The 26174-nt window shown below is 65.7% G+C and carries 21 protein-coding genes; 16 read left to right on the forward strand and 5 right to left on the reverse strand.

The window, feature by feature from the left end; genetic code table 11:
* Positions 1-10: 10 nt before the first annotated feature.
* On the reverse strand, positions 11-1057 hold the full coding sequence (locus tag P2869_RS23265; RefSeq protein WP_277599697.1) for a GlxA family transcriptional regulator: 1047 nt from the start codon (positions 1055-1057) through the stop codon (positions 11-13).
* A 483-nt stretch (positions 1058-1540) separates the two neighbouring features.
* Between P2869_RS23265 and P2869_RS23270 the strand changes: the two genes are divergently transcribed.
* The 10 genes from P2869_RS23270 (at position 1541) to P2869_RS23315 (ending at position 14256) form a co-directional block, all read left to right on the forward strand.
* Complete coding sequence (locus P2869_RS23270) at positions 1541-2815, forward strand: serine hydroxymethyltransferase (RefSeq protein ID WP_277599698.1); 1275 nt, start codon at positions 1541-1543, stop codon at positions 2813-2815.
* Positions 2816-2837: 22 nt separating this feature from the next.
* Positions 2838-3809, forward strand: a complete 972-nt coding sequence (locus tag P2869_RS23275; protein WP_017773741.1) for a dipeptidase — start codon at positions 2838-2840, stop codon at positions 3807-3809.
* A 98-nt stretch (positions 3810-3907) separates the two neighbouring features.
* A complete protein-coding gene (locus tag P2869_RS23280) occupies positions 3908-4450 on the forward strand; it encodes a DUF5943 domain-containing protein (protein WP_017773742.1) in 543 nt (180 codons plus the stop codon).
* Between the two features lie 73 nt (positions 4451-4523).
* On the forward strand, positions 4524-6587 hold the full coding sequence (locus P2869_RS23285; RefSeq protein ID WP_199543616.1) for an NADH:flavin oxidoreductase: 2064 nt from the start codon (positions 4524-4526) through the stop codon (positions 6585-6587).
* Between the two features lie 2 nt (positions 6588-6589).
* On the forward strand, positions 6590-8509 hold the full coding sequence (locus P2869_RS23290) for a (Fe-S)-binding protein (RefSeq protein ID WP_277599699.1): 1920 nt from the start codon (positions 6590-6592) through the stop codon (positions 8507-8509).
* A 13-nt stretch (positions 8510-8522) separates the two neighbouring features.
* Positions 8523-9701: an electron transfer flavoprotein subunit alpha/FixB family protein gene (locus P2869_RS23295; RefSeq protein WP_277599700.1), complete on the forward strand. Its 1179-nt coding sequence runs from the start codon at positions 8523-8525 to the stop codon at positions 9699-9701.
* A 14-nt stretch (positions 9702-9715) separates the two neighbouring features.
* Positions 9716-10660 (forward strand): electron transfer flavoprotein subunit beta/FixA family protein, encoded by a 945-nt coding sequence (locus P2869_RS23300; protein ID WP_277599833.1) that lies wholly within the window; start codon positions 9716-9718, stop codon positions 10658-10660.
* Positions 10661-10748: 88 nt separating this feature from the next.
* The gene (locus P2869_RS23305; protein ID WP_126877476.1) at positions 10749-11990 is read left to right on the forward strand and encodes an aromatic ring-hydroxylating dioxygenase subunit alpha; all 1242 of its coding nucleotides are present in this window, start codon (positions 10749-10751) and stop codon (positions 11988-11990) included.
* A gap of 72 nt (positions 11991-12062) precedes the next feature.
* Positions 12063-13220 (forward strand): hybrid-cluster NAD(P)-dependent oxidoreductase, encoded by a 1158-nt coding sequence (locus tag P2869_RS23310; RefSeq protein WP_017775987.1) that lies wholly within the window; start codon positions 12063-12065, stop codon positions 13218-13220.
* Positions 13221-13374: 154 nt separating this feature from the next.
* On the forward strand, positions 13375-14256 hold the full coding sequence (locus tag P2869_RS23315) for a glycine betaine ABC transporter substrate-binding protein (RefSeq protein ID WP_017775988.1): 882 nt from the start codon (positions 13375-13377) through the stop codon (positions 14254-14256).
* A 103-nt stretch (positions 14257-14359) separates the two neighbouring features.
* Here P2869_RS23315 and P2869_RS23320 read toward each other — a convergent pair whose 3' ends face one another.
* On the reverse strand, positions 14360-15247 hold the full coding sequence (locus P2869_RS23320) for a formyltetrahydrofolate deformylase (RefSeq protein WP_017775989.1): 888 nt from the start codon (positions 15245-15247) through the stop codon (positions 14360-14362).
* Between the two features lie 175 nt (positions 15248-15422).
* A complete protein-coding gene (locus P2869_RS23325; RefSeq protein ID WP_017775990.1) occupies positions 15423-16337 on the reverse strand; it encodes a LysR family transcriptional regulator in 915 nt (304 codons plus the stop codon).
* A 185-nt stretch (positions 16338-16522) separates the two neighbouring features.
* Here P2869_RS23325 and betC point away from each other — a divergent pair, with 185 nt between their 5' ends.
* The 3 genes from betC to P2869_RS23340 all read left to right on the forward strand — a co-directional run bounded on the left by betC (position 16523) and on the right by P2869_RS23340 (position 20575).
* Positions 16523-18085 carry a choline-sulfatase gene (betC, locus tag P2869_RS23330; protein WP_026121694.1) on the forward strand — a complete coding sequence of 521 codons (1563 nt, stop codon included), beginning with the start codon at positions 16523-16525 and terminating at the stop codon, positions 18083-18085.
* A 75-nt stretch (positions 18086-18160) separates the two neighbouring features.
* Positions 18161-19123, forward strand: a complete 963-nt coding sequence (gene choX / locus P2869_RS23335) for a choline ABC transporter substrate-binding protein (protein WP_017775992.1) — start codon at positions 18161-18163, stop codon at positions 19121-19123.
* Positions 19124-19435: 312 nt separating this feature from the next.
* On the forward strand, positions 19436-20575 hold the full coding sequence (locus tag P2869_RS23340) for a porin (protein WP_017775993.1): 1140 nt from the start codon (positions 19436-19438) through the stop codon (positions 20573-20575).
* A gap of 119 nt (positions 20576-20694) precedes the next feature.
* Here P2869_RS23340 and P2869_RS23345 read toward each other — a convergent pair whose 3' ends face one another.
* Positions 20695-21624 (reverse strand): carbon-nitrogen hydrolase family protein, encoded by a 930-nt coding sequence (locus tag P2869_RS23345; RefSeq protein ID WP_277599701.1) that lies wholly within the window; start codon positions 21622-21624, stop codon positions 20695-20697.
* Between the two features lie 83 nt (positions 21625-21707).
* On the opposite strand from P2869_RS23345, the gene P2869_RS23350 reads away from it, so the two are divergent.
* Complete coding sequence (locus P2869_RS23350) at positions 21708-22640, forward strand: LysR family transcriptional regulator (protein ID WP_277599702.1); 933 nt, start codon at positions 21708-21710, stop codon at positions 22638-22640.
* Between the two features lie 86 nt (positions 22641-22726).
* Here the strand turns inward: P2869_RS23350 and P2869_RS23355 are convergent, their stop codons facing one another.
* Positions 22727-23725, reverse strand: a complete 999-nt coding sequence (locus tag P2869_RS23355) for a GlxA family transcriptional regulator (RefSeq protein ID WP_277599703.1) — start codon at positions 23723-23725, stop codon at positions 22727-22729.
* Between the two features lie 413 nt (positions 23726-24138).
* Here P2869_RS23355 and P2869_RS23360 point away from each other — a divergent pair, with 413 nt between their 5' ends.
* The gene (locus tag P2869_RS23360) at positions 24139-25098 is read left to right on the forward strand and encodes a choline ABC transporter substrate-binding protein (protein ID WP_277599704.1); all 960 of its coding nucleotides are present in this window, start codon (positions 24139-24141) and stop codon (positions 25096-25098) included.
* A gap of 89 nt (positions 25099-25187) precedes the next feature.
* Positions 25188-26117, forward strand: coding sequence for a 3-keto-5-aminohexanoate cleavage protein (locus P2869_RS23365; RefSeq protein ID WP_042302237.1), 930 nt, complete (start codon positions 25188-25190; stop codon positions 26115-26117).
* Positions 26118-26174 lie beyond the last annotated feature (57 nt).

Raw genomic sequence — 26174 nt, forward strand, 5'->3', positions numbered from 1 at the left:
TCAGGGAACTTCAGGCGGACAGAAACGCGTGGTGCGCTGAGGCTGCCGCTGGCGCCGGCACAGTGCCCGGAGCGCCCACCACTTCGGCAAGCGGCGCCACCTGCTTGCGGCGCTCGCGCGTGGGCGCCGTACCGAACGCATCGCGATAGCTCTTGCTGAAATGGCACGCGGACTGGAAGCCGCAGGCCATGGTGATGTGCATGATCGACATGTCGGTCTGCAGCAGCAGCTCGCGTGCACGACGCAGACGCAGCGTGAGGTAGTAGTGCGTCGGCGTCATGCCCAGATGTTCGCGGAAAAGGCGCTGCAATTGCCGTTGCGACATGTTCGCGAGCCGCGCGAGTTCTTCGCGCGAGAGCGGCTCTTCGATGTTGTTCTCCATCAGCGAAATCACTTCGAACAGCGACTTGTTCGCTGAGCCAAGACGCGCCACGAGCGGCATGCGCTGCTGCGCGCTCGTATCGCGCACGTGCTCCACGATGAACTGCTCGGCGATCTGCGTCACGCGCGCCGTGCCGATGCGCGAGGCGATGAGATTCAGCATCATGTCGAGCGGTGCGACGCCGCCCGTGCAGGTCACGCGATCGCGGTCGATCACGAACAGCTCTTTCAAAAAGCGCGTGTCCGGAAACTCTTCCTTGAGCGCCGACATGTTTTCCCAGTGAATCGCACATGCATAGCCCGCGAGCAAGCCGGCTTTCGCGAGCGCGTAGGTGCCGGTGCACAGGCTGCCGAGCGCCACGCCTTCGCGCGCGAAGCGGCGCAGCGTGGCCAGATGCGTGGCCGTGGTTTCGCGCTGCACGTTGATGCCGCCGCAGACGAATACGATGTCGGGTTTGCCGACGCAGTCGGCCGGCCCCGTGTCTACGGAGAGGCCGTTGCTCGCGCTCACGAGGCCGCCGTCGGGGCTGATGACGGACCAACGGTAGAGCGGCTGCCCACTCAGGTAATTCGCCATGCGCAGCACTTCGATCGCGTTGGTGAACGCGATCATGGTGAAGTTGGGCAGCGGCATGAAAGCGAAGTGGGACAACGACGCGGTACGGTCGGGCGACATGGTGCGGTGTTCCTTCGGCTCTCTGACTTCGGCTCTACAGCTTGACGGCCGGTGGGGCGCGGCCGCATTTATTCTCGTGTTGATGGCAACAAGCGTGCCATACGTTGTAACCCTGGCCAAACCCTGGCGAAACCCCGGCCAAACCCTTATTCGTCCCACTTATCGAGCATTCGCACGGTCGTGCTGTGCACCTGCACTGTGCGGCACGAGCACCGTGGGCGGGCGCACGCCGCACGCAAGCGGTGCTCCTGAAGGGTGTTTGCGCTGCAAAGCAGCATTGGCCGTGCGGCCTGCTTTTTCCGACGCTTGAAAGCCGACTTGTCCAAAACGGACTCGCATGGCGGAAATGGAAAAGAACGCGTCTGAATTCATCAATTGGCGCAAAAGGCGAAAGACAAGAATAGAGCCGTCGGCAGCCCTGAGCCTTATGTGCTGCGCTTCGCATGCCTGAATACGCTGCTTTTCCTGACCAACGGACGCCCCATGTCGAACGCCAACCCTTTCTTTACGCAGACCCTCGCCGAACGCGACGCGCCCGTGCGCAGCGCGGTGCTGAAGGAGCTCGAGCGGCAGCAGTCGCAGGTCGAACTGATCGCCTCGGAAAACATCGTCTCGCGCGCTGTGCTGGAAGCGCAGGGCTCGGTGCTGACCAACAAGTACGCGGAAGGTTATCCCGGCAAGCGTTACTACGGCGGTTGCGAATATGTGGATGAGGTCGAAGCGCTCGCCATCGATCGCATCAAGACGCTTTTCAACGCGGGCTATGCGAACGTGCAGCCGCATTCGGGCGCGCAGGCCAACGGCGCCGTGATGCTCGCGCTCGCGAAGCCCGGCGACACGGTGCTGGGCATGTCGCTGGACGCGGGCGGGCACCTCACGCACGGCGCGAAGCCCGCCCTCTCGGGCAAGTGGTTCAACGCCGTGCAGTACGGCGTGGATCGCGAGACGCTGCGCATCGATTACGACCAGGTGGAAAAGCTCGCGCACGAGTACAAGCCGACGCTCATCATCGCGGGCTTCTCCGCGTATCCGCGTGTGCTCGACTTCGCACGCTTTCGCGCGATTGCCGACAGCGTGGGTGCGAAGCTGATGGTGGATATGGCGCACATCGCCGGCATCATCGCCGCGGGGCGTCATCCGAGCCCTGTCGGCCACGCGCATGTTGTGACCTCGACCACGCACAAGACGCTGCGCGGCCCGCGCGGCGGCTTCGTGCTCACGAACGACGAAGACATCGCGAAGAAGATCAACTCCGCGGTGTTCCCGGGGCTGCAAGGCGGCCCGCTCATGCACGTGATCGCGGGCAAGGCCGTGGCCTTCGGCGAAGCGCTGCATGCAGATTTCAAGACCTATATCGACAGCGTGCTCGCCAATGCGCAGGCACTGGGCGAAGTGCTGAAAGAAGGCGGCGTGGACCTCGTCACGGGCGGCACGGACAACCATCTGCTGCTCGTCGATCTGCGCCCGAAGGGCCTCAAGGGCACGCAGGTGGAGCAGGCGCTGGAACGCGCAGGCATCACCTGCAACAAGAACGGCATTCCCTTCGATACCGAGAAGCCCACGGTGACCTCGGGCATTCGCCTCGGCTCGCCGGCCGGCACCACGCGCGGTTTCGGCGTTGCGGAGTTCCGCGAGATCGGGCGCCTCATTCTCGACGTGTTCGATGCGCTGCGCGAGCACCCCGAAGGCCATGCGCCTACCGAGCAGCGCGTGCGCCGCGAGATCTTCGCGCTGTGCGAGCGCTTCCCGATCTACTGAACCCGAACCACGGAGCTACGGCATGAGCACCCTGCACGAGAACAGCATCATCATCGACGGTCTGAACATTTCGAAGTTTGACCGTTCGGTGTTCGAAGACATGAGAAAAGGCGGCATCACGGCGGCGAACTGCACGGTGTCCGTGTGGGAGAGCTTCGCGAAGACCGTGGACAACATCGCGCTCATGAAGCAGCAGATCCGCGCGAACAGCGAACTGCTCACGCTCGTGCGCACCACCGAAGATATTGCGCGTGCGAAGAAGGAGAACCGCACGGGTGTGATTCTCGGCTTCCAGAACGCGCATGCGTTCGAAGACAACATCGGCTACATCGAAGCGTTCGCCGACATGGGCGTGCGCGTGGTGCAGCTTTGCTACAACACGCAGAACCTCGTGGGCACCGGCTGCTACGAGCGAGACGGCGGGCTCTCCGACTTCGGCCGCGAAGTCATTACGGAGATGAACCGCGTGGGCATCATGGTCGATCTGTCGCACGTGGGCAGCAATACGTCTTCGGAAGCCATCGCGTTTTCGAAGAAGCCGGTCTGCTATTCGCACTGCCTGCCTTCGGGGCTGAAAGAGCATCCGCGCAACAAGTCCGACGCGCAGTTGAAAGAGATTGCGGACGCAGGCGGTTTCGTAGGCGTGACGATGTTCGCGCCGTTCCTGAAGCGCGGCATCGACGCCACTATCGACGACTACATCGAAGCCATCGATTACGTGGTGAACCTGATCGGCGAAGACGCCGTGGGCATCGGCACGGACTTCACGCAGGGCTACAGCGTGGACTTCTTCGACTGGCTCACGCACGACAAGGGCCGCTACCGCCGCCTCACGAACTTCGGCAAGGTGGTGAACCCCGAAGGCATTCGCACCATCGGCGAATTCCCGAACCTCACGCAGGCGATGGAGCGCGCCGGCTGGAGCGAGACGCGCATCCGCAAGATCATGGGCGAGAACTGGGTGCGCGTGTTCCGCGACGTGTGGGGCGCGTAAGGCTTCAGCGCCTTACGACCCGACACACGACCACGCTCGTCCATAACGACACGCCACACACCGAAGAAACCTCACGCTCACCCCACGGAGCTTTCGCGATGCAACCGCAACTGCCCATCGACGTCGATGCCGAAACCGGCGTCTGGACCACTGACGCGCTGCCCATGCTGTACGTGCCGCGTCACTTCTTCACCAATAACCACACCGCTGTGGAAGAGGCGCTGGGCCGCGAAGCCTACGCCGGTATTCTGTACCAGGCCGGCTACAAGTCGGCGTACCACTGGTGCGACAAGGAAGCGAAGCAGCACGGCATCAGCGGCATGGCGGTGTTCGAGCATTACCTGAAGCGTTTGTCGCAACGCGGCTGGGGTCTGTTCCGCATCGTCGAGGCGGACCCCGCCAGTGCACATGCACGCATCGAACTGCGCCACTCGTCGTTCGTGCTCGCGCAGCCGGGCAAAGCGGGCAAGCTCTGCTACATGTTCGCCGGCTGGTTCGCAGGCGCGATGGACTGGGTCAATGACACCAGCGACACGAGCGGCGCCAGCGGCCACGCACCGCGTGCGCAGTCGAAGGAAGTGCAGTGTGCGGCCGAAGGCCACGACCACTGCGTGTTCGAAGTGTCGCCGCTCGCGAACTGAACGACTTGTACCGGTCTGCCGGGCACGCCCCACACCGACTCAATCCCCACACCCACGCCCGAGGTTGTCTGCGATGCGTTACCCCAACCTGTTCAAACCGCTCGCGCTGAACCAGCTCACGCTGCGCAACCGCATCGTCAGCACGGCGCACGCGGAAGTCTATGCGGAGCCCGGCGGGCTGCCCGGCGACCGCTACATCCGTTACTACGAGGAAAAGGCGAAGGGCGGTGTGGGCCTTGCCGTGTGCGGGGGCTCGAGCCCGGTTTCGATCGATAGCCCGCAGGGATGGTGGAAGTCCGTGAACCTTGCGACGGACCGCGTGATCGATCCGCTCGGGCGGCTGGCCGAAGCCATGCATCGGCACGGCGCGAAGATCATGATCCAGGCCACGCACATGGGCCGCCGCTCGGCGTTTCACGGCGAGCACTGGCCGCATCTGATGTCGCCTTCGGGCGTGCGCGAGCCCGTGCACCGCGGCAACGCGAAGATCATCGAGGTGGAGGAAATCCGCCGCATCATAGGCGACTTCGCGACCGCGGCGAAGCGCGTGCAGCAGGCCGGCATGGACGGCATCGAAATTTCCGCGGCCCACCAGCACCTTATCGACCAGTTCTGGAGCCCGCGCACCAACTTCCGTACCGACGAGTGGGGCGGCAGCCTGCAGAACCGTCTGCGGTTCGGCATCGAAGTGTTGAAAGCCGTGCGCGAGGCTGTGGGCCGTGACTTCTGCGTGGGCCTGCGCATGTGCGGCGACGAGTTTCACGAAGACGGCCTCGACCACGAGCAGTTGAAAGAGATCGCGCAAGCCATGGCGGAAACGGGCTTGATCGACTACGTCGGCGTGATCGGTTCCGGCGCGGACACGCACAACACGCTCGCCAACTGCATGCCGCCCATGGCGTTGCCGCCCGAGCCGTTCGTGCATCTGGCCGCGGGCATCAAGTCGGTCGTGAAACTGCCCGTCATGCACGCGCAGAGCATTCGCGACGCGGGCCAGGCCGAACGCCTGCTCGCCACGGGCATGATCGACCTCGTGGGCATGACGCGTGCACAGATTGCCGACCCGCACATGGTCATCAAGATTCGCGACGGACGCGAAGACGAGATCAAGCAGTGCGTGGGCGCGAACTACTGCATCGACCGCCAGTACAACGGCCTCGACGTGCTCTGCGTGCAGAACGCCGCGACGTCGCGCGAAGCCACCATGCCGCACGTCATCGAAAAAACGCGCGGGCCGCGCCGCAAGGTGGTCGTGGTGGGCGCGGGGCCGGCAGGACTCGAAGCGGCGCGCGTGGCGCGTTCGCGTGGTCACGACGTGGTGCTGTTCGAAAAGAGCGACGCGGTGGGCGGCCAGATTCTGCTCGCCGCGAAGGCGCCGCAGCGCGAGCAGATGGCCGGCATCGTGCGCTGGTTCGACATGGAAACGAAGCGCCTTGGCGTAGACCGGCGCCTGGGTGTTGCCGCCGACGAGAAAACCATCATGGCCGAGAAGCCCGACATCGTGGTACTGGCCACGGGCGGCTCGAGCTTCACGCAGCAGGTGCCCGCGTGGGGCGTGGCCGAAGGCCTCGCCGTGAGCGCGTGGGACATTCTCTCGGGCAACGTGCAGCCCATGCAGAACGTGCTCGTCTATGACGGCGTGAGCACGCATGCAGGCGCCGGCGTGGCCGACTTCATCGCGAGCCGCGGCTCGAAGGTGGAGATCGTGACGCCCGACGTGAAGGTAGCCGACGACGTGGGCGGCACCACGTTCCCCATCTTCTATCGCCGGCTCTACGCGCAGGGCGTGATCCACACGCCGAACTACTGGCTCGACCGCGTCTATGAAGAGAACGGCAAGAAGATCGCCGTGATCCGCAACGAGTACACCGAGGAACAGGAAGAGCGCGCCGTCGATCAGGTGGTGATCGAAAACGGCGTCACGCCCAACGACGCGCTCTACTGGAAGCTCAAGCCCGAGTCCGTGAACCGCGGCCAGGTGGACGTGCACAAGCTCTTCGCCGCCGAACCGCAGCCGTCGCTTTCGGAAGAACTCGGCAACGGCCGCTTCCTGCTGTTCCGCGTGGGCGACTGCATCTCCATGCACAACATTCACGGTGCGATCTACGACGCACTGCGTCTTTGCAAGGACTTCTAGCCATGAGCCCGGCGTTCCTCATCACCGCGCTGCTGTGGGTTTCGGTGGCGGGCCTCGCGTTCGCGGTCGCAAAGCGCGCGTCGTACTGGAAGCTCGGGCGCGCCACGGCGGCGGGCGCGTTCGGCTTCGCGAACCTGCTCGCCATTCCGAAGCGCTATTTCGTCGATCTGCATCACGTCGTGGCGCGCGACCCGTACATCGCGAAGACCCATATCGCCACCGCGGGCGGCGCGATTGCGGCGTTCGCGCTGGTGTTCGTCAATTACGGGCTCGCCATTTATTCGCCGTGGCTCGACCGCCTGATCCTGCTTTGCGCGCTTGCGATGCTGGTGGGCGCCGTGTTCGTGTGGCGTCGCCGTCACGACACGAAAGGCGTACCCGCGCGGCTGTCGCGCGGACCGTGGAACACGTTGCCGTGGCTGCTCGGTTCCTTCGCACTGGGGCTCGCGCTCTACGTGGCGGTGCCGGCCGGGGCGATGTCGGGCGGGCTCGCCGTGATCTTCGCGCTGCTCATCGCGGCCGGTGCGTTCGCGATGACGTTCGGCGCGGCACGCGGCGGTCCGATGAAACACGCCATCGCGGGGCTGCTGCATCTCGCGTTTCATCCTCGGCAGGAACGTTTCTCCGCTGAAAAGACGGCCCAACGCGATGCCGTGCCGCCCACCGCGCTCAAGGCGCCCGCTCTGGACCACAACGGGTACGGCGTGGGCAAGCCCGTCGAATTCCGCTGGAACCAGTTGCTGAGCTTCGATGCGTGCGTCCAGTGCGGCAAGTGCGAAGCCGCGTGCCCGGCGTTCGCGGCAGGCCAGCCGCTCAATCCGAAGAAGCTGATTCAGGACCTCGTAACGGGCATGGTGGGCGGCACGGATTCGGCCTACGCGGGCAGCCCGACGCCGGGCATTCCGGTGGGCCGCCACGGCGGCGAGCCGCAGCGTCCCATCGTGTCGAGCCTGATCGAAGCGGACACCCTCTGGTCGTGCACCACGTGCCGCGCCTGTGTTCACGAGTGCCCCATGCTGATCGAGCACGTGGACGCCATCGTCGACATGCGTCGCAACCAGACGCTCGTGCACGGCGAAGTGCCGGGCAAGGGCCCCGAGGTGCTCGCGAACCTGCGCGAGACGGGCACGGCGGGCGGCTATGACCGCGCGGCGCGCTACGACTGGTCCGTGGATCTCAACGCAGCGCTCGCGCAACCGGGCAAGCCCGTGGATGTGCTGCTCGTGGCAGGCGAAGGCGCGTTCGACATGCGCTACCAGCGCACGCTGCGTGCGCTCGTGAAGGTGCTGAACCAGGCCGGCGTGGACTACGCGGTACTGGGCGCGGGCGAAACCGACACTGGCGACGTGGCTCGGCGCCTCGGCGACGAGGCGACGTTCCAGCAACTCGCGGCCACGATGATCCAGACGCTTTCCACGCTCACGTTCCGGCGCATCGTCACCGCGGACCCGCACGTGATGCATAGCCTGCGCAACGAGTACCGCGCGTTCGGCGCGCGCTACGAAGTGCTGCATCACACCACGCTGCTCGCGCAACTGGTGGAGGCGGGCAAGCTCGCGCCGAAGGCTGCCGAGGCGCTGGCGAGCCGTCGCATCACGTATCACGACCCCTGTTATCTCGGCCGCTACAACGGCGAAACGGACGCACCGCGCAAGCTCCTGAAGACCATCGGCATTGAGGTGGTGGAGATGGAGCGCCACGGCACGCGCGGCCGCTGCTGCGGCGGCGGAGGCGGCGCGCCGCTCACCGACATTCCGGGCAAGCAGCGCATTCCCGACATCCGCATGGCCGACGCACGCGCTGTGGGCGCCGAGGTGGTCGCGGTGGGGTGCCCGAACTGCACGGCGATGCTGGAAGGCGTGGTGGGGCCGAGGCCCGAAGTGCTCGACGTGGCCGAACTCGTTGCCGCGTCGCTGGATTGAACGGAGCCGCGCCATGAACACGATCAAACGTATCGATCCGCGCCGGCCGTTCGTCATCACGGCCGCCGGTCTCAAACGCATCACGCTGGGCGAAGTGGGCACCGCCGATGGCTCGTTCGACACGAGTGCTGCCGCGGCCTCGCTGCACGGGCGCGCAGCCGCGAAGCCGCGCCGCACCGTAGAGCCCGCGCAACGCACGATTCTCGTGGCCGCGCACAGCGACCGCGGCGCGCTCGACGAGCATGCACGCGAAACGGTTGCGGCCGCCGCGCTGATGGCCGACGCGAAGACGCAGGTCGCGCTGATGGTATTCGGCGAACTGAAAGAAGACGCCGCCGCGCTGGGCGCCGACAAGGTGATCGAACTCGCGGCCTTCGACCGTCGCGCGTTTGCCCCTGAAAGCGAGGTGCAGGCGCTTGCGGCCTGCGCAGCGCAGTTCGCGCCCGTGCATATCTTGCTGCCCGACAACGCTGCGGGCGACGGCGATCTGGGCCGCCGCTACGCAGCCCAGGCGGGCGCGAGTGTGGCCGCGCACGTGGTGGAGATCGACGCCGCACACGTGAGCGTCTACGTGCACGCGAAGAAGGCCGTGGCGAAGCGCACGGTGCCCGAGGTCGTGTTGCTCGCGCCGGGTGCCGTCGATTCGCGTTTGCCGTTCGTGGGCGCAGGCGAAGCCATGCAGATGGGCAGCTTCGACACGGCGGCTTCAGCAGCCGCGCGTTATCGCGATCTCGGTATCGAGGAAACGGATGCGTCGCAGATGGCGCTCGAAGAAGCCGACTTCATCGTGTCGGCCGGCAACGGCGTGACGGACATCGCCGCGTTCGAAGCGCTCGCGGGCGTGCTGGGCGCAGCCATCGGCGCGAGCCGCGTGGCCGTGGACAACGGTCACTTCACGCGCGACAAGCAGGTGGGCGCCACTGGCAAGACGGTGCAGGCGAGCGTCTACATCGCGTTCGGCATTTCGGGGGCGGTTCAGCACTTGCAGGGCATCAAGGACTGCCGCCACGTGATTGCCGTGAATCTGGACGCGAGCGCGCCCATTGCCAAACGTGCGGACCTGACCATCGTGGGCGACACGCGGGAAACCATTGCGTCGCTGACCGAGGCCATCGCGCGCGCCCGTGCCGCGCATGGCGAAGCGAGCCGCGCCGCGGGCGCGCCAACCGTCGTGGAGGGAGTCGCGGCATGAACGTACGAGACAACATGGAAGCACGCGAGGCAGCGCGCCTGAAGCGCATCGCGGTGCTCGTTTCGGTGGGGCGGCATCCCGTGAGCGGGGTGGCGCGCTATAGCCGAAACGATGCGGCGGCGCTCGAAATCGGTCGCACGCTTGCGGGACGCTGGGGCGCGCAGCTCGACGTGCTGCATGCGGGCGACGCCCGGAACCCGGTGCTGGAAGCGTATCTGGCGCTCGGCGCCGAACGCGTCGAAGTGCTTGCGTGCGGCAATGCAGATGAAGAGGACCAGGGCGCCGCTGTGGCTGCGCTGGCGGCCCGCGTGCAGGGTTACGACCTCGTGCTCACGGGCACCTGCGCCGAAGGCGCCTTCGACAGCGGCCTGCTGCCGTATCAGCTTGCGGACCGGCTGGGCTACCCGCTCGTGAACGCGGCCGTGGAAGTTGCGCCGGAGCCGGGCGCGGCAGGTGCGCCTGCGGCGGTGCGCGTGCGCCAGTTCTTGCCGAAGGGCCTGCGCCGCGCGGTGGCGGTGACGCTGCCTGCTGTGGTGGCCGTGCACCCGCTCGCGGCCGTGGCGCCGCGCTACGCCTATGCGCGGCTGCGTGCTGGGGAAATCGTGCCGGGTCGGCCCGCGGCGGCGGCTGCTCAGTCGGGGTCTAAGCAAGCCGCGCGGCCAGGCTTGCAACCCGGCTCGCAACCCGGCTCGCAGCAGGCGTCGCTTTCGGGGCGCGAACAAGGCGGCCCGGCAGACCGGCAACCCGCAGCCACAACCGCTGCCGCCTGGACCATCGGCCCCATCGAGCGGAAGCCCGTGCGGCTGGCCGCCGCCGAAAAGCGCTCCGGCCATGCCCGCATGCTCTCCGCTACCACGACTGAAAGCCGGGGCGGCAGCGTCGTAATTGAAGGGACTTCGGTCGAAAAAGCACAAGTGATCCTTGGCTATTTGCGGGAGCATCAACTCATCGATTACTAGCCCGCGGGCGAACCGTTCACGACCCCGCCCCCGGCCAGGATTCCAGAAACAGGCTCAAGCCGCCCCATTACGCTTTCCGGAGCACAAGATGAAAGTATCGGCAGACGTGCGCGCGCTCATCGAACGGCGCAAGAAGGGTTACAGCCTCGAAGCACCGTTCTATCTGAGCGACGAGATTTTCGCGCTCGACATGGAGGCCATTTTCCGCCAGCACTGGATCCAGGTCGGCGTGGAGCCCGACGTTCCCGAACCCGGCGACTACGTCACGGTGGAACTGGGCCACGACTCGATCCTGATCGTGCGCGACGACGACATGCAGGTGCGCGCATTCCACAACGTCTGCCGCCATCGCGGCGCGCGGCTGTGCAACGAGGACAAGGGGTCGGTGGGCAACATCGTCTGCCCGTATCACAGCTGGACCTACAACCTCACGGGCGACCTGATGTTCGCCGAGCACATGGGCGAGCAGTTCGACCGCTGCAAGCACAGCCTGAAGCCTGTGCACCTGCAGAGCCTGGCGGGCCTGCTTTTCGTGTGCCTTGCCGACGAGCCGCCCGTCGACTTCGAGCTGATGCGCGCCGCCATGGAGCCGTACATGCTCCCGCACGACCTGCCGAACTGCAAGATCGCGGCGCAAGTCGACATCATCGAAAAGGGCAACTGGAAGCTCACGATGGAGAACAACCGCGAGTGCTATCACTGCGTGGCCAACCATCCCGAACTCACCATCTCGCTCTACGAATACGGCTTCGGCTACCAGCCGTCGCCCGCGAACGCCGAAGGCATGGCCGCGTTCGAGCGCACCTGTGTGGAACGTGCCGCACAGTGGGAGTCGATGGATCTGCCGTCGGTGGAGATCGACCGCCTGACGGACGTCACGGGCTTTCGCACGCAGCGCCTGCCGCTCGACCGCAGCGGCGAGTCGCAGACGCTCGACGCCAAGGTGGCCTCAAAGAAGCTGCTGGGCGAGTTCCGGCAGGCGGACCTGGGCGGACTCTCGTTCTGGACGCAGCCGAATTCGTGGCACCACTTCATGAGCGACCACATCGTGACGTTCTCGGTCATTCCGCTGTCGGCCGGCGAAACGCTGGTGCGCACGAAATGGCTCGTGCACAAAGACGCGAAAGAGGGCGTGGATTACGACGTGAAGAACCTCACGGCCGTCTGGAACGCGACCAACGACCAGGACCGCGCGCTTGTGGAGTATTCGCAGCGCGGCGCTTCGAGCAGCGCCTACGAGCCGGGCCCGTATTCGCCGTTCACGGAAGGCCTCGTCGAGAAGTTCTGCGAGTGGTACATCGGCCGCCTCGAAGCGCAGATCGAAAAGTGAGCGTTCGTGGGTGCGCGTGACGTGGATTGTTCAAGCGCGTAGACCCACGCCTCATGGCAACAGGAGCAGACAATGATGCGGGATGCGGCCACCTTTGAGCCCGTGGAAAGCCGTGTGACGAAGCCGGAATTCTGGCGCGCGTTGCCCGCGCGCTGGACGAGCGAAGACGAGGAAGCGCTGGTGTGCTGCCACGTCCGGCAGGAAACGCACGACGTGAAGAGCTTTTTCTTCCGCTCGCCGCAGGGCCGCGCGTTCGTGTTCGAGCCAGGACAATTCATCACGCTCGAACTTGAGATAGACGGCGAGACCATCAACCGCTGCTACACGATTTCGTCGGCGCCTACGCGGCCGCATACCATTTCGATTACCGTGAAGCGCGTGCCGGGCGGCAAGGTGTCGAACTGGCTGCACGACAACCTGCAGGCGGGCATGAGCGTGCGCGTGCTGGGCCCGGCCGGCGAATTCACGTGCGCGCGGCATCCGGCGCGCAAGTTTCTGTTTCTCTCCGCGGGTTCGGGCGTCACGCCGCTGATGTCGATGAGCCGCGCGCACCACGAACTGGGCGACGACCAGGACATCGTGTTCGTGCACAGCGCCCGCACGCCCGACGACATCATCTTCGCGCGCGAACTCGATCTCATTGCGTCGAACCAGGCGAACTTTCGCACCTCGTTTGTCTGCGAGCGGCTGGGTGCGCGCACGAACTGGCCTGGTGTCACGGGCTTTCTCACGCTGCCGCTGTTGAAGCTGATTGCGCCGGACTTCATGGAGCGCGAGGTATTCACGTGCGGCCCAGCGCCGTATATGAAGGCCGTGCGCGATCTGCTGGACGAAGCGGGCTTCGATCGCAGCCACTACCACGAAGAGAGCTTTTCGTTCGAGACGCTGGCCGCCGAAAATGCGGCAAGCGGGGCGGCGACCGAAGGCAGCGAGGCGGATGCGCAGTCGCAGGCCGGCCATGGTGTCGCGCGTTTTGCCGTGAGCTTCGCGCGCAGCAATCGCGAGATCACGTGCGGTGCCGATCAACCGGTGCTCACCGCCGCGCGCGAGGCCGGCGTGAGGTTGCCCGCCTCGTGCACGCAGGGCATGTGCGGCACCTGCAAGGTCAAGCTCGTCTCGGGCCAGGTCGACATGAAGCACAACGGCGGCATTCGCCAGCGCGAAATCGACCAGGGCATGGTGTTGTTGTGTTGTAGCAAGCCGCTTTCGGATCTCGTCGTCGACAAGTAGCGAAAGGCGTGTCATGGCGCGCGTGTTTGCACACGTCGTTACACGCGTCGCAATTCGACAATCACGTGTCGCAATGTCTTTAGCGAGTCGATTTCTGGCTGGTGATTCTGAAGGCTCGGGACCGCGCGGACGTGCGGCGAACAGGAGATCGACGATGAAACCCTTGAAGAGAAAGATGCTGTGCGGCGCGGTGGGCGCTGCGCTCGTGGTGGCGATGAGTGCGTCGTTCAGCACGGGTGCCGTGGCCGACACGAAACCGACCATCAAGATCGGTTATGTGGAAGGCTGGGACGACAGCGTGGCCACCTCGAACGTGGCCAAACGCGTGATCGAAAAACGCCTCGGCTACCAGGTGGAACTGGTGCCGGTAGCGGCAGGCATGATGTGGCAGGGCGTGGCGCGCGGCGACCTGGACGCGACGCTCTCCGCATGGCTGCCCGTCACGCAGGGCGCGTACTGGGACAAGTTCAAGACGCAAGTGAAAGACCTCGGCGTGAATTTCCCTGACGCCAAGATCGGGCTGATCGTGCCGGCCAACGCGCCCGCGAACAGCCTGGCCGACCTCGAAGCACAGAAGGCGGCGTTCGGCGGCCGTATCGTCGGGATCGACGCCGGCGCCGGCGTGATGAAGAAGACCGCGGACGCCATCAAGGCCTACAACCTCGACTATCAGCTCATGCCGAGTTCCGGCGCGGCAATGACGGCCGAACTCGCACGCGAGATCCAGGCCAACAAGCCCGTGATCGTGACGGGCTGGGCGCCGCACTGGATGTTCGCCAAGTGGAAGCTCAAATTCCTCGACGACCCGAAGAAGGTATTCGGCGAGGCCGAGCACGTGGACAACGTGATCAATCCGTCACTTGAAACGAAGGCGCCGCCGGTGGTCTCGTTCCTCAAGAAATTCCAGTGGAAGCCGGGCGAAATCGACAGCGTGATGCTGGCCGCGCAGAACGGCACCAAGCCGGAGGCCGCGGCCGATGCCTGGATCGCCGCACACACCGATCGCGTCGACAGCTGGGTGGCGGGCGCGCATTAATGCGTCTTCTGACGCGAATGGCTTGAACGTAGTGAAGCGGTATCAGTGAAGTTCCAGCGCGGACCCTTCCGGTCCGCGCTTTTTCGTTGACGGCGCTACGCTGTCAAAGCACCACCGTCCTCTCCCCATTGATGAATACGCGCCGCTCCACGAACGCCTTCACGGCGCGTGCGAGCGTGATGCATTCCACGTCGCGTCCCACGGCGAGCAACTGCTCGGGCCGGTAGGCGTGATCCACGCGCTCCACCACCTGTTCGATGATCGGGCCTTCGTCCAGATCGTCGGTGACGAAGTGCGCCGTTGCGCCGATCAGCTTTACCCCGCGCGCATGCGCCTGGTGATAGGGCCGCGCGCCCTTGAAGCCGGGCAGAAACGAGTGATGGATATTGATGGCGCGGCCCGCGAGGCTGCGGCTCGTGGCGTCGGACAGTATCTGCATGTAGCGCGCGAGAATCATCAGCTCGGCGCCGGTGCGTTCGAAGAGATCGAGCAGTTGCGCTTCCTGCGTCGCGCGGGTTTCCACGGTCACAGGCAGATGCCAGAACGGCAAGCCGTGCTGCGCCGCAAGCGGTTCGAAGTCGGGATGATTCGAGCCGATGCCGACGATATCCACCGCAAGCTCGCCCATGCGCCAGCGGAACAGCAGGTCGGCAAGGCAGTGTTCGAGCTTCGACACCATGATGAGCACCTTGGGCCGCACGGTCATGTCGTGGATGGCCCAGCGCATCTGGAAATCCGCAGCCACGGGTGCGAATTCGCGCTTGAGTGTGTCGATCTGCAACGAGGTGTCCGAAGCGGCCACGCCGTCGCCGGTGCCATGAAAGACGCAGCGCACGAAGAAGCGTGCGCTGATGTCGTCGTCGAATACGGTGAGTTCGTCGATGTAGCAGCGATGCCGGTCCAGACATCCCACCACGGCGGCCACCTGGCCGGCGGCGCTGGGGCAGTCGAGCGTCAGGGCGTATTGATGCGAGCGAGCGGTGGCGGTCATGCGGGTTCTCTCCGGTTGGCGTGAAATACCCGCGCGGTGCCTGGCATGCGTCAGCACGCGCGGCAAACCATTACGCAGGTAGCCGAAGTAAACCAGCGCGACGTGTGCCGCGAATAGAACCGATGCGCCGTGCTGCTGGTATCCATACGCCAGCGCTTCGCAACGCGGGCGGCGCCTACATACCGGGCTGCGCAACCTCCGCGAGCAGCCAGCGCCGGAACAGCGGCGTGGCTGCCGCTTCGGGCCGCGCGGGCGGGCAGACCAGAAAGTAGCCGCTCGATGTCTTCACGGGCTCGCCACAGAGGCGAACCAGTTGCCCTGTTGCCACCAGTTCATCGACGAGCGGCCGCCAGCCGAGCGCAATGCCCTGATTCATCAGCGCGGCGTGGATAACGAGCGCGTAGCTGTTGAACATCATGCCGTGCCGCTCGTCGGGCGCTTCGAGTTGCTGCGCCGCAAACCAGCCGCGCCACGAGAGCCAGCGCTCGGGCTGCGTCGGTTGCACGTGCAGCAGCGGCAGATGCGCGAGGCCTGCGGGCGTGGCGGCCTCGGGATGCGCGGCGAGAAACGCCGGCGAGCACACGGGTGTCACTTCTTCCTGGAAGAGCCGCGTGGACGTGCAAGGCGCCCAGTCGCCGTTGCCGAACGCAATGGCGATGTCGGCGTGATCGCGGTGCGGATCGTAGCCGTGCTGCGAGGTGACGATCTTCACGCTCAAACCCGGCAGACTTTCCTTCAAACGCATGAGGCGCGGCATGAGCCAGTAGGTGGCGAAACCGAAGTCGGTGAGCAGGGTGAGGGCTTCATTGGAGCGTCGCGCGCGAATGTCGGCCGCCGCCACGCGAATGGATTCGAGACTCACGCGTACCGCCTCGTAAAGACGTTCGCCGTCGGGCGTGAGCGTGACGCCGCGCGGGGTGCGCTCGAAGAGCGGCGCACCCAGGTCGTTTTCGAGCTGCACGATGCGCTGGCTCACCGCGGGCTGCGTGGCGCCCAGTTCGCGCGCCGCGGCTGAAAAGCTCGTGAGGCGCGCAGCCGACTCGAATACGGCGAGCGCCTGCATGGGCGGCAAGCGGTCCTGCACGGTCATAACGGTCCCTTATGTCCTTATAAGCATGCGCCGGCTTCCCACGGCGAAATTGAGCGGCAATAGTGCAGAGGTGCCGCATTGCGCTGCGTCCGGCCGCTTCATTGGCAGCTTCATCCGCCGCTTCATTGGCGTAATCGATGCGATGGCACCGCACTTCAACTCTCAACCACCCGGTTCCACTGAACATGACCTCCGGCAGGAAGCCTAACATTCTCGTTCTGATGGCGGACCAGATGACGCCGTTCGCGCTGCGCGCCTACGGTCATCGTTTGTCCATCACGCCGCGCATCGATGCGCTCGCACGTGAAGGCGTCGTCTTCGACGCCGCCTATTGCGCAAGCCCGCTCTGTGCGCCCGCGCGTTTTTCGATGCTGGCGGGCAAGCTGCCGTCGCAGATTGGCGCCTACGATAACGCCGCAGAATTCCCCGCGCAAACGCTGACCTTCGCGCACTATCTGCGCGCCGAAGGCTACCGCACGATACTCGCGGGCAAGATGCATTTCTGCGGCGCGGACCAGTTGCACGGCTTCGAGGAACGCCTCACCACCGACATCTATCCCGCCGACTTCGGCTGGGTGCCGGACTGGGCGCATCCCGAGGTGCGGCCCAGCTGGTATCACAACATGAGTTCCGTCCTCGACGCGGGGCCGTGCGTGCGCACCAACCAGCTCGACTTCGACGACGAAGTCACCTTCACCTCGCGCCAGAAGCTCTTCGACATCGTGCGCGAGCGGGCCGCGGGCCGCGACGATCGGCCGTTCTGCCTCGTGGCGTCGCTTACGCATCCGCACGACCCTTACGCGATTTCACAGCCGTACTGGGACCTCTATCGCGACGAGGACATCGATCTGCCCCGCACGTCGCTCACCTTCGACGAGAGCGACCCGCATTCGCAGCGCCTGCGCCACGTCTGCGAGACGGACCGCACGCCGCCCACGGACGATCAGGTGCGCCGTGCACGCCATGCCTACTACGGCGCGCTCTCGTATGTGGATGCACAGTTCGGCGCGATACTCGATGCACTCCAGCAGACGGGCCTCGCCGAAGACACCATCGTGGTGCTCACCTCCGACCACGGCGACATGCTGGGCGAGCGCGGCCTCTGGTACAAGATGACCTTCTTCGAAGGCGGCGTGCGCGTGCCGCTGATCGTGCATGCGCCGGGCCATTTCGCGGCGCATCGTGTGGCGGCGCCGGTTTCGCACCTCGATCTGCTGCCCACGCTGGTTGAACTCGCCACCGGCGAGCCGCGCGCGGAATGGCCCGATGCCATCGACGGCACGAGCCTCGTGCCGCAACTGCTTGGGGAACGTGGGGAACGCAGCGAAGGCCTTGCGATCGGCGAATACCTTGCAGAAGGCGCCATCGCGCCCATCGTGATGATGCGGCGCGGCGACTACAAGTTCATCCATTCGCCTGCGGATCCGGACCAGCTCTATGACCTTGCGCGCGATCCACAGGAGTTGCGCAACCTTGCGCAGGATGCGTCTTTCGCCTCGCTCATGGCAACGTTTCGCGCCGAGCTGGCGCAGCGCTGGAACCTGAAGGCGCTGCACGAAGACGTGCTCGCGAGCCAACGGCGGCGGCGCTTTCACTTCGAGGCGACCACGCAAGGGCGCATCCAGTCGTGGGACTGGCAGCCATTCACCGACGCGAGCCAGCGCTACATGCGCAATCACATCGAACTCGATACGCTCGAAGCGCTCGCGCGGTTTCCGCGCGTGCCGGCAGGCTCATCTACACGTTAGCCACGCGTTGGTTTCACGTTAGTGCAATCGTTATCAGCATCTCGTTCCATACCAACATTCAAGATGGAGGCCTCAATGAAACACCGCTGGATTGCAGTGCTGCTGTGCACCGTTGCCACTGCCATGCCGTTCGCCGCGGCGACGTCCACGGCGAACGCCGCCGAACCGCCGGCCTGCACGACGGTGCGCATGGCGGACCCGGGCTGGACCGACATCGACGCGACCAACGCCGTGACGGGCGTGATCCTGAAGGCGCTCGGCTATCAGCAGAACGTCTCCAACATTTCGGTGCCCATCACGTACCAGGGCCTGAAAAAAGGGCAGATCGACGTATTCCTCGGCAACTGGATGCCGGCCCAGGGGCCGCTCGTGAAACCGTTTATGGACGACCACGCCATCGACGTGCTGCACGCCAATCTCACCAATGCGAAGTTCACGCTCGCGGTGCCCGACTACGTGGCGAACGCAGGCGTGCATACCTTCGCCGACCTCGCGAAGCACGCGGACCAGTTCGACAAGCACATCTACGGCATCGAGCCCGGCGCACCCGCCAACCAGAACATCAAGAAGATGATTGCCGACAAGGCATTCGACCTTGGCAGCTGGTCCATCGTGGAATCGAGCGAAACGGGCATGCTCACGCAGGTGGAGCGCGCGGTGCGCGACCACAAGTGGATCGTGTTCCTCGCGTGGGAGCCGCATCTGATGAACACGAAGTTCCACCTGACGTATCTGGGCGGCGGCGACGCGTATTTCGGGCCGAACTACGGGGGCGCCACGGTCAATACGGTCACGCGTGCGGGCTTTGCCGGCGAGTGCACGAACCTTGCGCGCCTCTTCACGCAGATCACGTTCAACGTCGATCTGGAGAACCACATCATTGCGAACGTGCTGCAGGACAAGGTGGACGTGACCACCGCGGCACGACGCGCGCTGCAGAGCAATCCTGCGCTGCTGCAGCCGTGGCTCAAGGGCGTCACCACCGTCAACGGCGCGGACGGCCTGCAAGCCGTGAATGCCTCGCTCGGACTGCATTAGGTCTCCGACGTATCGCATCCCTGAATGGAATTGAACGGAAGTCGAACAGGAATGGGCCCGGCATGCATGCGGGCCCATTCTCGTTTTCCCCTGGTGTCGCAATCAGACCAATCGATGTCGCCTTCGGTCGCGTTGCACGAAATATGGGCTTGTACTGTGCCTTCATCGTCGCGCGCGTCATGCAATGGGGATACGCGGCGGCGACCGTGCTTTGACGCGGCACGTGCGATCCGGGCGAAGACGACGACCCGCGTATTGATGTCCGTGTAGCCGAAGCCCTCCATCCGTCCAGACCGACAAGAGAAGCCAACGATGAAAAGACTGAACGCCGCACTTTCAGGGGTCGCGCTTGCGCTCGCAGGCATGCCGGCCGTGAGCCACGCACAGAGCAGCGTGACGCTGTACGGCATCCTCGATGCCGGCATTACGTGGGTGAACAACACGGGCGGCTCGCACGTCGTGAAGTTCGACGACGGCATTTCGTACGGCAACCGCTGGGGCTTGAAGGGCACCGAGGACCTGGGCGGCGGTCTGTCCGCCGTCTTCGTGCTGGAAAACGGCTTCCACCTGGGCAACGGGCAGACCGGTTTCGGCGGTGCGGAATTCGGGCGCCAGGCGTACGTGGGTCTCTCGAACAAGTGGGGCACGCTCTCGTTCGGTAATCAGCTCGACATGACCGAGGAGATGGTCTATCTCAACAACGTGTCGGCGTGGGCCTCCGGCTACGCGATCCACCAGGGCGACTTCGACCGCTTCAACGGCGACCGTCTGCCGAATTCGGTGAAGTTCCTCTCGAACGAGTTCGCGGGCTTCATGTTCGGCGGCATGTATTCGTTCGGCAACGTGGCGGGCAATTTCCATCAGGACAGCGCATGGAGCGTGGGCGCGCACTACGCGAACGGGCCGTTCACGCTGGGCGCCGCGTATACGCAGCTCAACAATCCGCACGGCATCTACGCGTTCGACCCGTACGCGATGATCGGCACGAGCACCTTCCTCGGCCGTCCGACCATCAGCGTGGATCCGGCAACGGGCGCGATCACGGACCTCTATTCGAGCAACTCCTTCCCCGTGGATCGCCAGGGCACGTTCGGCATCGGGTCGAGCTATGCCATCGGCAACGTCACGCTGATGGGCAACTTCACGTACACGCAGATCAAGGCGTTCGGCAACACCTCGCACATGCAGGTGGCCGAAGGCGGCGCGAGCTGGCAGGTCACGCCGGCGTTCAGTGCGATTGGCGGCTACCAGTACACGCACTTCGAAGGGCACCACTGGAACCAGCTGTCCGCAGGGCTCCACTATCTGCTTTCGAAGCGCACGGACGTGTACATCTCCGGCGACTGGCTCAAGGCGTCGAGCGGCGTGAATGCGGTGATCGGCTACAGCTTCACGCCTTCCACCACCACGACGCAGGCGGACGTGCGCATCGGCATGCGGCATTCGTTCTGAGCGTGCTTCGTGGCTTGAAGCGCATTCGCCTTTGAGCGAACGGGTCCGGTCCGCGGCGTCATGCAGCCTCATGTCGCATAGCTCTACGTAGCGCTGCACCGCGCGGACCGGACCGCAATTCACGCTTCGCGCTGGAACGCGACCGTCCGCTTCGGGCGTTCGTCCACCGCGAGCGAAAACACGTCGGGCCGCGCGTAGTGGCCCACCACGTCGAAGTCGTAACGCGCGCGCACCAGCTCGTCAGTGTCGATTTCGGCCGTGACGAGTCCCGCTTCGCCGCGCAGCGGTCCCGCGAGCACATCGCCCAGCGGCCCGACGATCACGCTGCCGCCGTTGATGAGCGGCCGGTTCGGGTCCCAGCCCGGCACCTCGATGCCGAGCGCCGCGGGCGAGGGCTGCACCTGGCAGGCGCTCACCACGAAGCAGCGGCCCTCGTGCGCGATGTGGCGCATCGAGCACTGCCAGACATCGCGTTCGTCGACCGTCGGCGCACACCATACCTGCACGCCCTTCGCGTACATCGCGGTGCGCAGCAGCGGCATGTGGTTCTCCCAGCAGATTGCCGCCGCCGCCGTGCCCGCGGCTGTTTCGACTACGGGCAGCGTGGAGCCGTCGCCTTGCGCCCAGATCAGGCGCTCCGTTCCCGTGGGCATCAGCTTGCGATGCTTTGCCACGAGCCCTGCGCCTGGGTCGAAGAAGAGCGCCGTGCAATAGAGCGAACTACCCGCGCGCTCGATCACGCCGATCACGAGGGTGGCCTCGCAGCGCGTGGCGAGTTCGGCGAGCGCTTCGGTCTCCGATCCCGGCACGTCGATCGCGTTGTCGTAGTAGCGCGCGAACGCCTCGCGGCCTTCGGGCAAGCGGTAGCCGAGCCGCGTGCCGAAGATCTCGCCCTTCGGATATCCGCCCAGCAGGGCTTCCGGCATAATCACCAGCTTCGCGCCCGCGGCGCGGATGCGTTCTTCGAACGAGAGAATGTGCTGCAACGTGTCGGCCTTTCCGCGCGGGGACGCGCCTATCTGCAATGCGGCAACAACGGATCGGGGCATGACGGACTCCTCTCGGGAACAATGAAGGCCCTCATCATGGCGCGGCCGCTGCATCCGCAACACGCACACTCCAACTTTCAGCTATGAACCGCGGTGATATCTCCGGCGTCGATCTGAATCTGCTCACGATCTTCGAGGCGCTGTTCGAGGAAGGCGGCGCAAGCCGCGCGGCGATCCGGCTCGACATGACGCAGTCCGCCGTGAGCGCGGCGTTGGGGCGGCTGCGCACCTTGTACGCGGACCGGCTCTTCGTACCGACGGGGCGCGGGCTGTCACCCACGGCACGGGCGCGCGAATTGAAGCCCGTGATCAGCGAGGCGCTGGACCGCTGCCGCCAGAGCCTCGCCATGGCCTCGCCGGATACGGCCGCATTTCATGGCCGCGCGGTATCGATCGGACTGTCCGACGACTTCGAACTCGCCCTTGGCCGGCCCATCATGGAACGCGTGACACGCGAGGCGCCAGGCCTGCGCGTGATCTTCCGGCAAACCCATAGCCAGATTGTGAGCGAGGCGCTCGCGCGGCAAGACATGGATCTCGCGATTGCTGCCGGCGGTTTCGGCGCGCGCCTCGGCCACGAGGTGGTCGGGCAGGGCGGCTATGCGTGTCTGCTGGACGGCGATGCGGTGCCCGATGTCGGCTACGCGCTCACGCTGGAACAGTATGTGTCGCTGGGGCACCTGCTGATTTCGTCGGGCGGCGTGGTGGGCATCGTGGACGAAGCGCTCGCGGCGCTCGAACTGAAGCGCACGGTGCTCGCGTCCACCACGCATTTCGCCGCGCTGCCGTGGCTACTCAAAGGCTCGCGCGCCGTTGCGACGATTCCCGCACACGCCGCCGACGCGATTGCGCGCGTGACGGGCCTGCGGCGCTTGCCGTGCCCCGTGAATCTGCCGGCTTATCCCGTCGAACTGGGCTGGCGCAGCAGCGCGCTGCGCGACGCGGCGGTAGTGAAGGTGAAGGCCGCGATCGAGGCGTGTTTTGCGGCGTGCTTCACAGCGCGCGTGCCTCAGTGATGCGTCAGTAATGCGTCAGTAACACGCGGCTTCGCGTCGGCCGTCACGCGTACCACGTCCCGCATCACATTCTGCATCACATCTCATCACGCCGCCCCGACCGCTTCCTCATCCTCTCTCTGGCTCCGACGCGCCCCGTCGTGCGGTCGCCGGTCGCGTCGCGGGCTCGTGCCGAAGCGCGCGCGGTAGGTGCGCGAGAAGTGCGACGGCGATTCGAAGCCGCACGCCACGCACACGGACATAATCGACATATCGGTCTGCTGCAGCAATTCGCGCGCGCGGTTGAGCCGCAACTGAAGGTAGAAGTGCGTGGGCGTGTCCTGCAGCGCGGAGCAGAACAGCCGCTCCAACTGCCGGCGCGTCACGCCCACTTCGCTTGCGAGATCGTCGGGCGAGAGCGGGTCTTCCATGTGCTGTTCCATCGCGCCGATCACCTGAATCAGCTTGCGGTTGTGCACGCCGTAGCGCGCCGCGATTTCGAGCCGCTGATGGTCCGAGCGCTGGCGAATGCGCGAGAGCACGAACTGCTCGGACACCTGCGCCGCAAGGTCCGCGCCGTGGCGGCGGCCGATCAGGTCCAGCATCATGTCGATGGAGGCCGTGCCGCCCGCACACGTGATGCGCCGCTCGCCGATCTCGAAGAGTTCCTGGCTCGCGTCGAGCGCGGGGTAGCGCTCGCGGAATGCCGACAGCGCCTCCCAATGCACCGTGAGGCGATCGGTCTTGCGAAAGAGGCCGGCCTCGGCCAGCACGAAGCCGCCCGTATCGATGCCGCCCAGCGTCGCGCCCGCCCGATCGAGCCGCGCGAGCCAGTCGCCCAACGCGCGGGTGTAGCAGACGAGCGGCTCGAACCCGGCCACGACGAAGAGCGTGCCGACGGCGCGCACGTCGGCGTCGCCGCATGCGGCCTCCGCATTCAGCGTGATGCCGTTGCTCGCCGCGACGGGCGCGCCGTCCACGCTCAGGATGTGCCAGCGATACAGCTCGCCGCGAAAGCGGTTGGCGACGCGCAGCGGCTCCACGGCGGACATGAAGCCGATAGCCGAAAAGCCCGGCAGCAGCAGGAACGAGATGTCTTCAGGCATTGCTCGATCAGACGAAACGGACGGCGGCGCCGCCGGCTTGCGGCGAGCGTAGCAAGCCGCATGGACACCGACAAGGCGCCAATATTCAGGCGGCCAGGTGTGGCCGGCTAGGTGCGGGCGGGCGCGCCTGAGGACGATGCCTGGCGCCCGTGTCGGCACGCACCGTGGCGCCGCTGCCGCTGCCGCTGCTGCTGGTGCCATCGCCGCAGCCAGTTCCGCGCCGCGGTCCCCGAGCCCGCCTCTGCTGGTTTTCCCTCATGGTCGCAGCGGGGCAAGAACGGGTCGCAGCCGGTCGCTTTGGGGCCAATATGGACTTGTACTTTTACGTCACGCGAAGAGCGTCACGCAATCAGGACGTACCCACCGTTTCAGCCTCGACTCATAAACCGGATACACCAAAGAAGGGGACCGCCATGAAGTCAAGCCTCCACGCCCTTGCGGCGACCGTGGCCACCGCCGCTGCGCTGGCCGTCACGTCCGCGCAACCCGCGCTGGCGCAAGACCCGCCCAGTTGCCGCGCCGTGCATTTCGCCGACATCGGCTGGACCGACATCACCTCCACCACGGCGCTTGCCTCGGCCGTGTTCGAGGGGCTCGGGTATCAGCCCACCACGACGGTCGCCTCCGTGCCCATTTCGTTCGCCGGCCTGAAGAGCAAGCAGCTCGACGTCTCGCTCGGCTACTGGTGGCCCGTGCAGGAAAAGGCGCTTGCGCCGTTCGTGGCGGCGAAGTCGATCCAGGTGCTGGAACCGCCCAACCTCTCAGGCGCGAAGGCGACGCTCGCGGTGCCGGGCTACGAGTACGAGGCGGGCCTCAAGACCTTCGCGGACATTGCGAAGCATCGCGAGCAGCTGGACGGCAAGATCTACGGCATCGAGCCCGGCAGCAGCGCGAACGCGAAGATCCAGAAGATGATCGACACCAACCAGTTCGGGCTCGCGGGCTTCAAGCTCGTGGAGTCCAGCGAGGCCGGCATGCTCGTCACCGTGCAGCGCGCCATTCGCGACCACAAATGGGTGGTGTTCCTCGGCTGGGAGCCGCATCCCATGAACATCGAAATGAGCATGAACTATCTCGCGGGCGGCGACGACGTGTTCGGGCCGAACTACGGCGAGGCGCGTGTCTACACGCTCACGTCGCCGGACTACGTTACGCGTTGTCCGAACGCGGGCAAGCTCGTCTCGAATCTGCGCTTCACGACGCAACTGGAAAACCAGGTGATGCAGGCCGTGATGGCGAAAGAAAAGCCCGCGGATGCCGCGAAGGCGTATCTGCGCAAGAACCCGCAGGTGCTCGACGCGTGGCTGGCCGGCGTGAAGACCTACGACGGTAAGGACGGCCTGCCCGCGGTGAAGGCCTGGCTCGGGCTCTGAGCGTTGTCGCGCGGGGTAGAGCGACGGAACCCACGCAACCCCGCGCCACGCGCACGCACCATTCCATCCGCAACGACAGGACAGCACGTATGAACTACGAAGTGATCGTGACCTGCGCGGTCACGGGCGCCGGCGACACGGTCGGCAGGCATCCCGCCATTCCCGTCACGCCGAAGCAGATTGCCGAGGCCGCCATCGAGGCCGCGAAGGCTGGCGCCACGGTCGCGCATTGCCACGTGCGCGACCCGCAGACCGGCCGCGGCAGCCGCGATCCGGCGCTCTACCGCGAAGTGGTGGACCGCATCCGCTCGGCGGACACGGACGTCATCATCAACCTCACCGCGGGCATGGGCGGCGACCTCGAGATCGGGCCCGGCGAGGAGCCCATGCGCTTCGGTCCCGGCACGGACCTCGTGGGCGGCCTCACGCGGCTTGCGCATGTCGAGGAACTGCTGCCCGAGATCTGCACGCTCGACTGCGGCACGCTCAATTTCGGCGACGGCGACGCCATCTACGTTTCGACGCCCGCGCAGCTGCGCGCGGGGGCGAAGCGCATCCAGGCGCTCGGCGTGAAGCCCGAACTCGAAATCTTCGACACGGGCCACCTGTGGTTCGCCAACCAAATGCTGAAGGAAGGGCTGCTCGATGCGCCGCCGCTCTTTCAGCTGTGCCTCGGCATTCCGTGGGGCGCCCCGGCCGACACCACCACCATGAAGGCGATGGTCGACAACCTGCCGCAAGGTGCGCAGTGGGCGGGCTTCGGCATTGGCCGCATGCAGATGCCGATGGTCGCGCAGGCCATGCTGCTGGGCGGCCACGTGCGCGTGGGGCTCGAAGACAACCTCTGGCTCGACCGTGGCGTGCACGCGAGCAACGGCTCGCTCGTGCAGCGGGCGCGCGAGATCGTCGAACGGCTGGGCGGCCGCGTGCTCACGCCGGCCGAAGGCCGCGCGAAGCTCGGCCTGCCCGCGCGCGGCGAGCGGCTGCTCGAACGGCGGCCGGTGGCAGCGTTCGTCTGAACACGCAGCCAGGCAGCAATCAAAGGACTCTCGAAGGACTATCAAAGGACAAGGCGC

It is taken from the genome of Paraburkholderia sp. SUR17 (assembly GCF_029536165.1).
Lineage (GTDB): Bacteria > Pseudomonadota > Gammaproteobacteria > Burkholderiales > Burkholderiaceae > Paraburkholderia > Paraburkholderia kururiensis.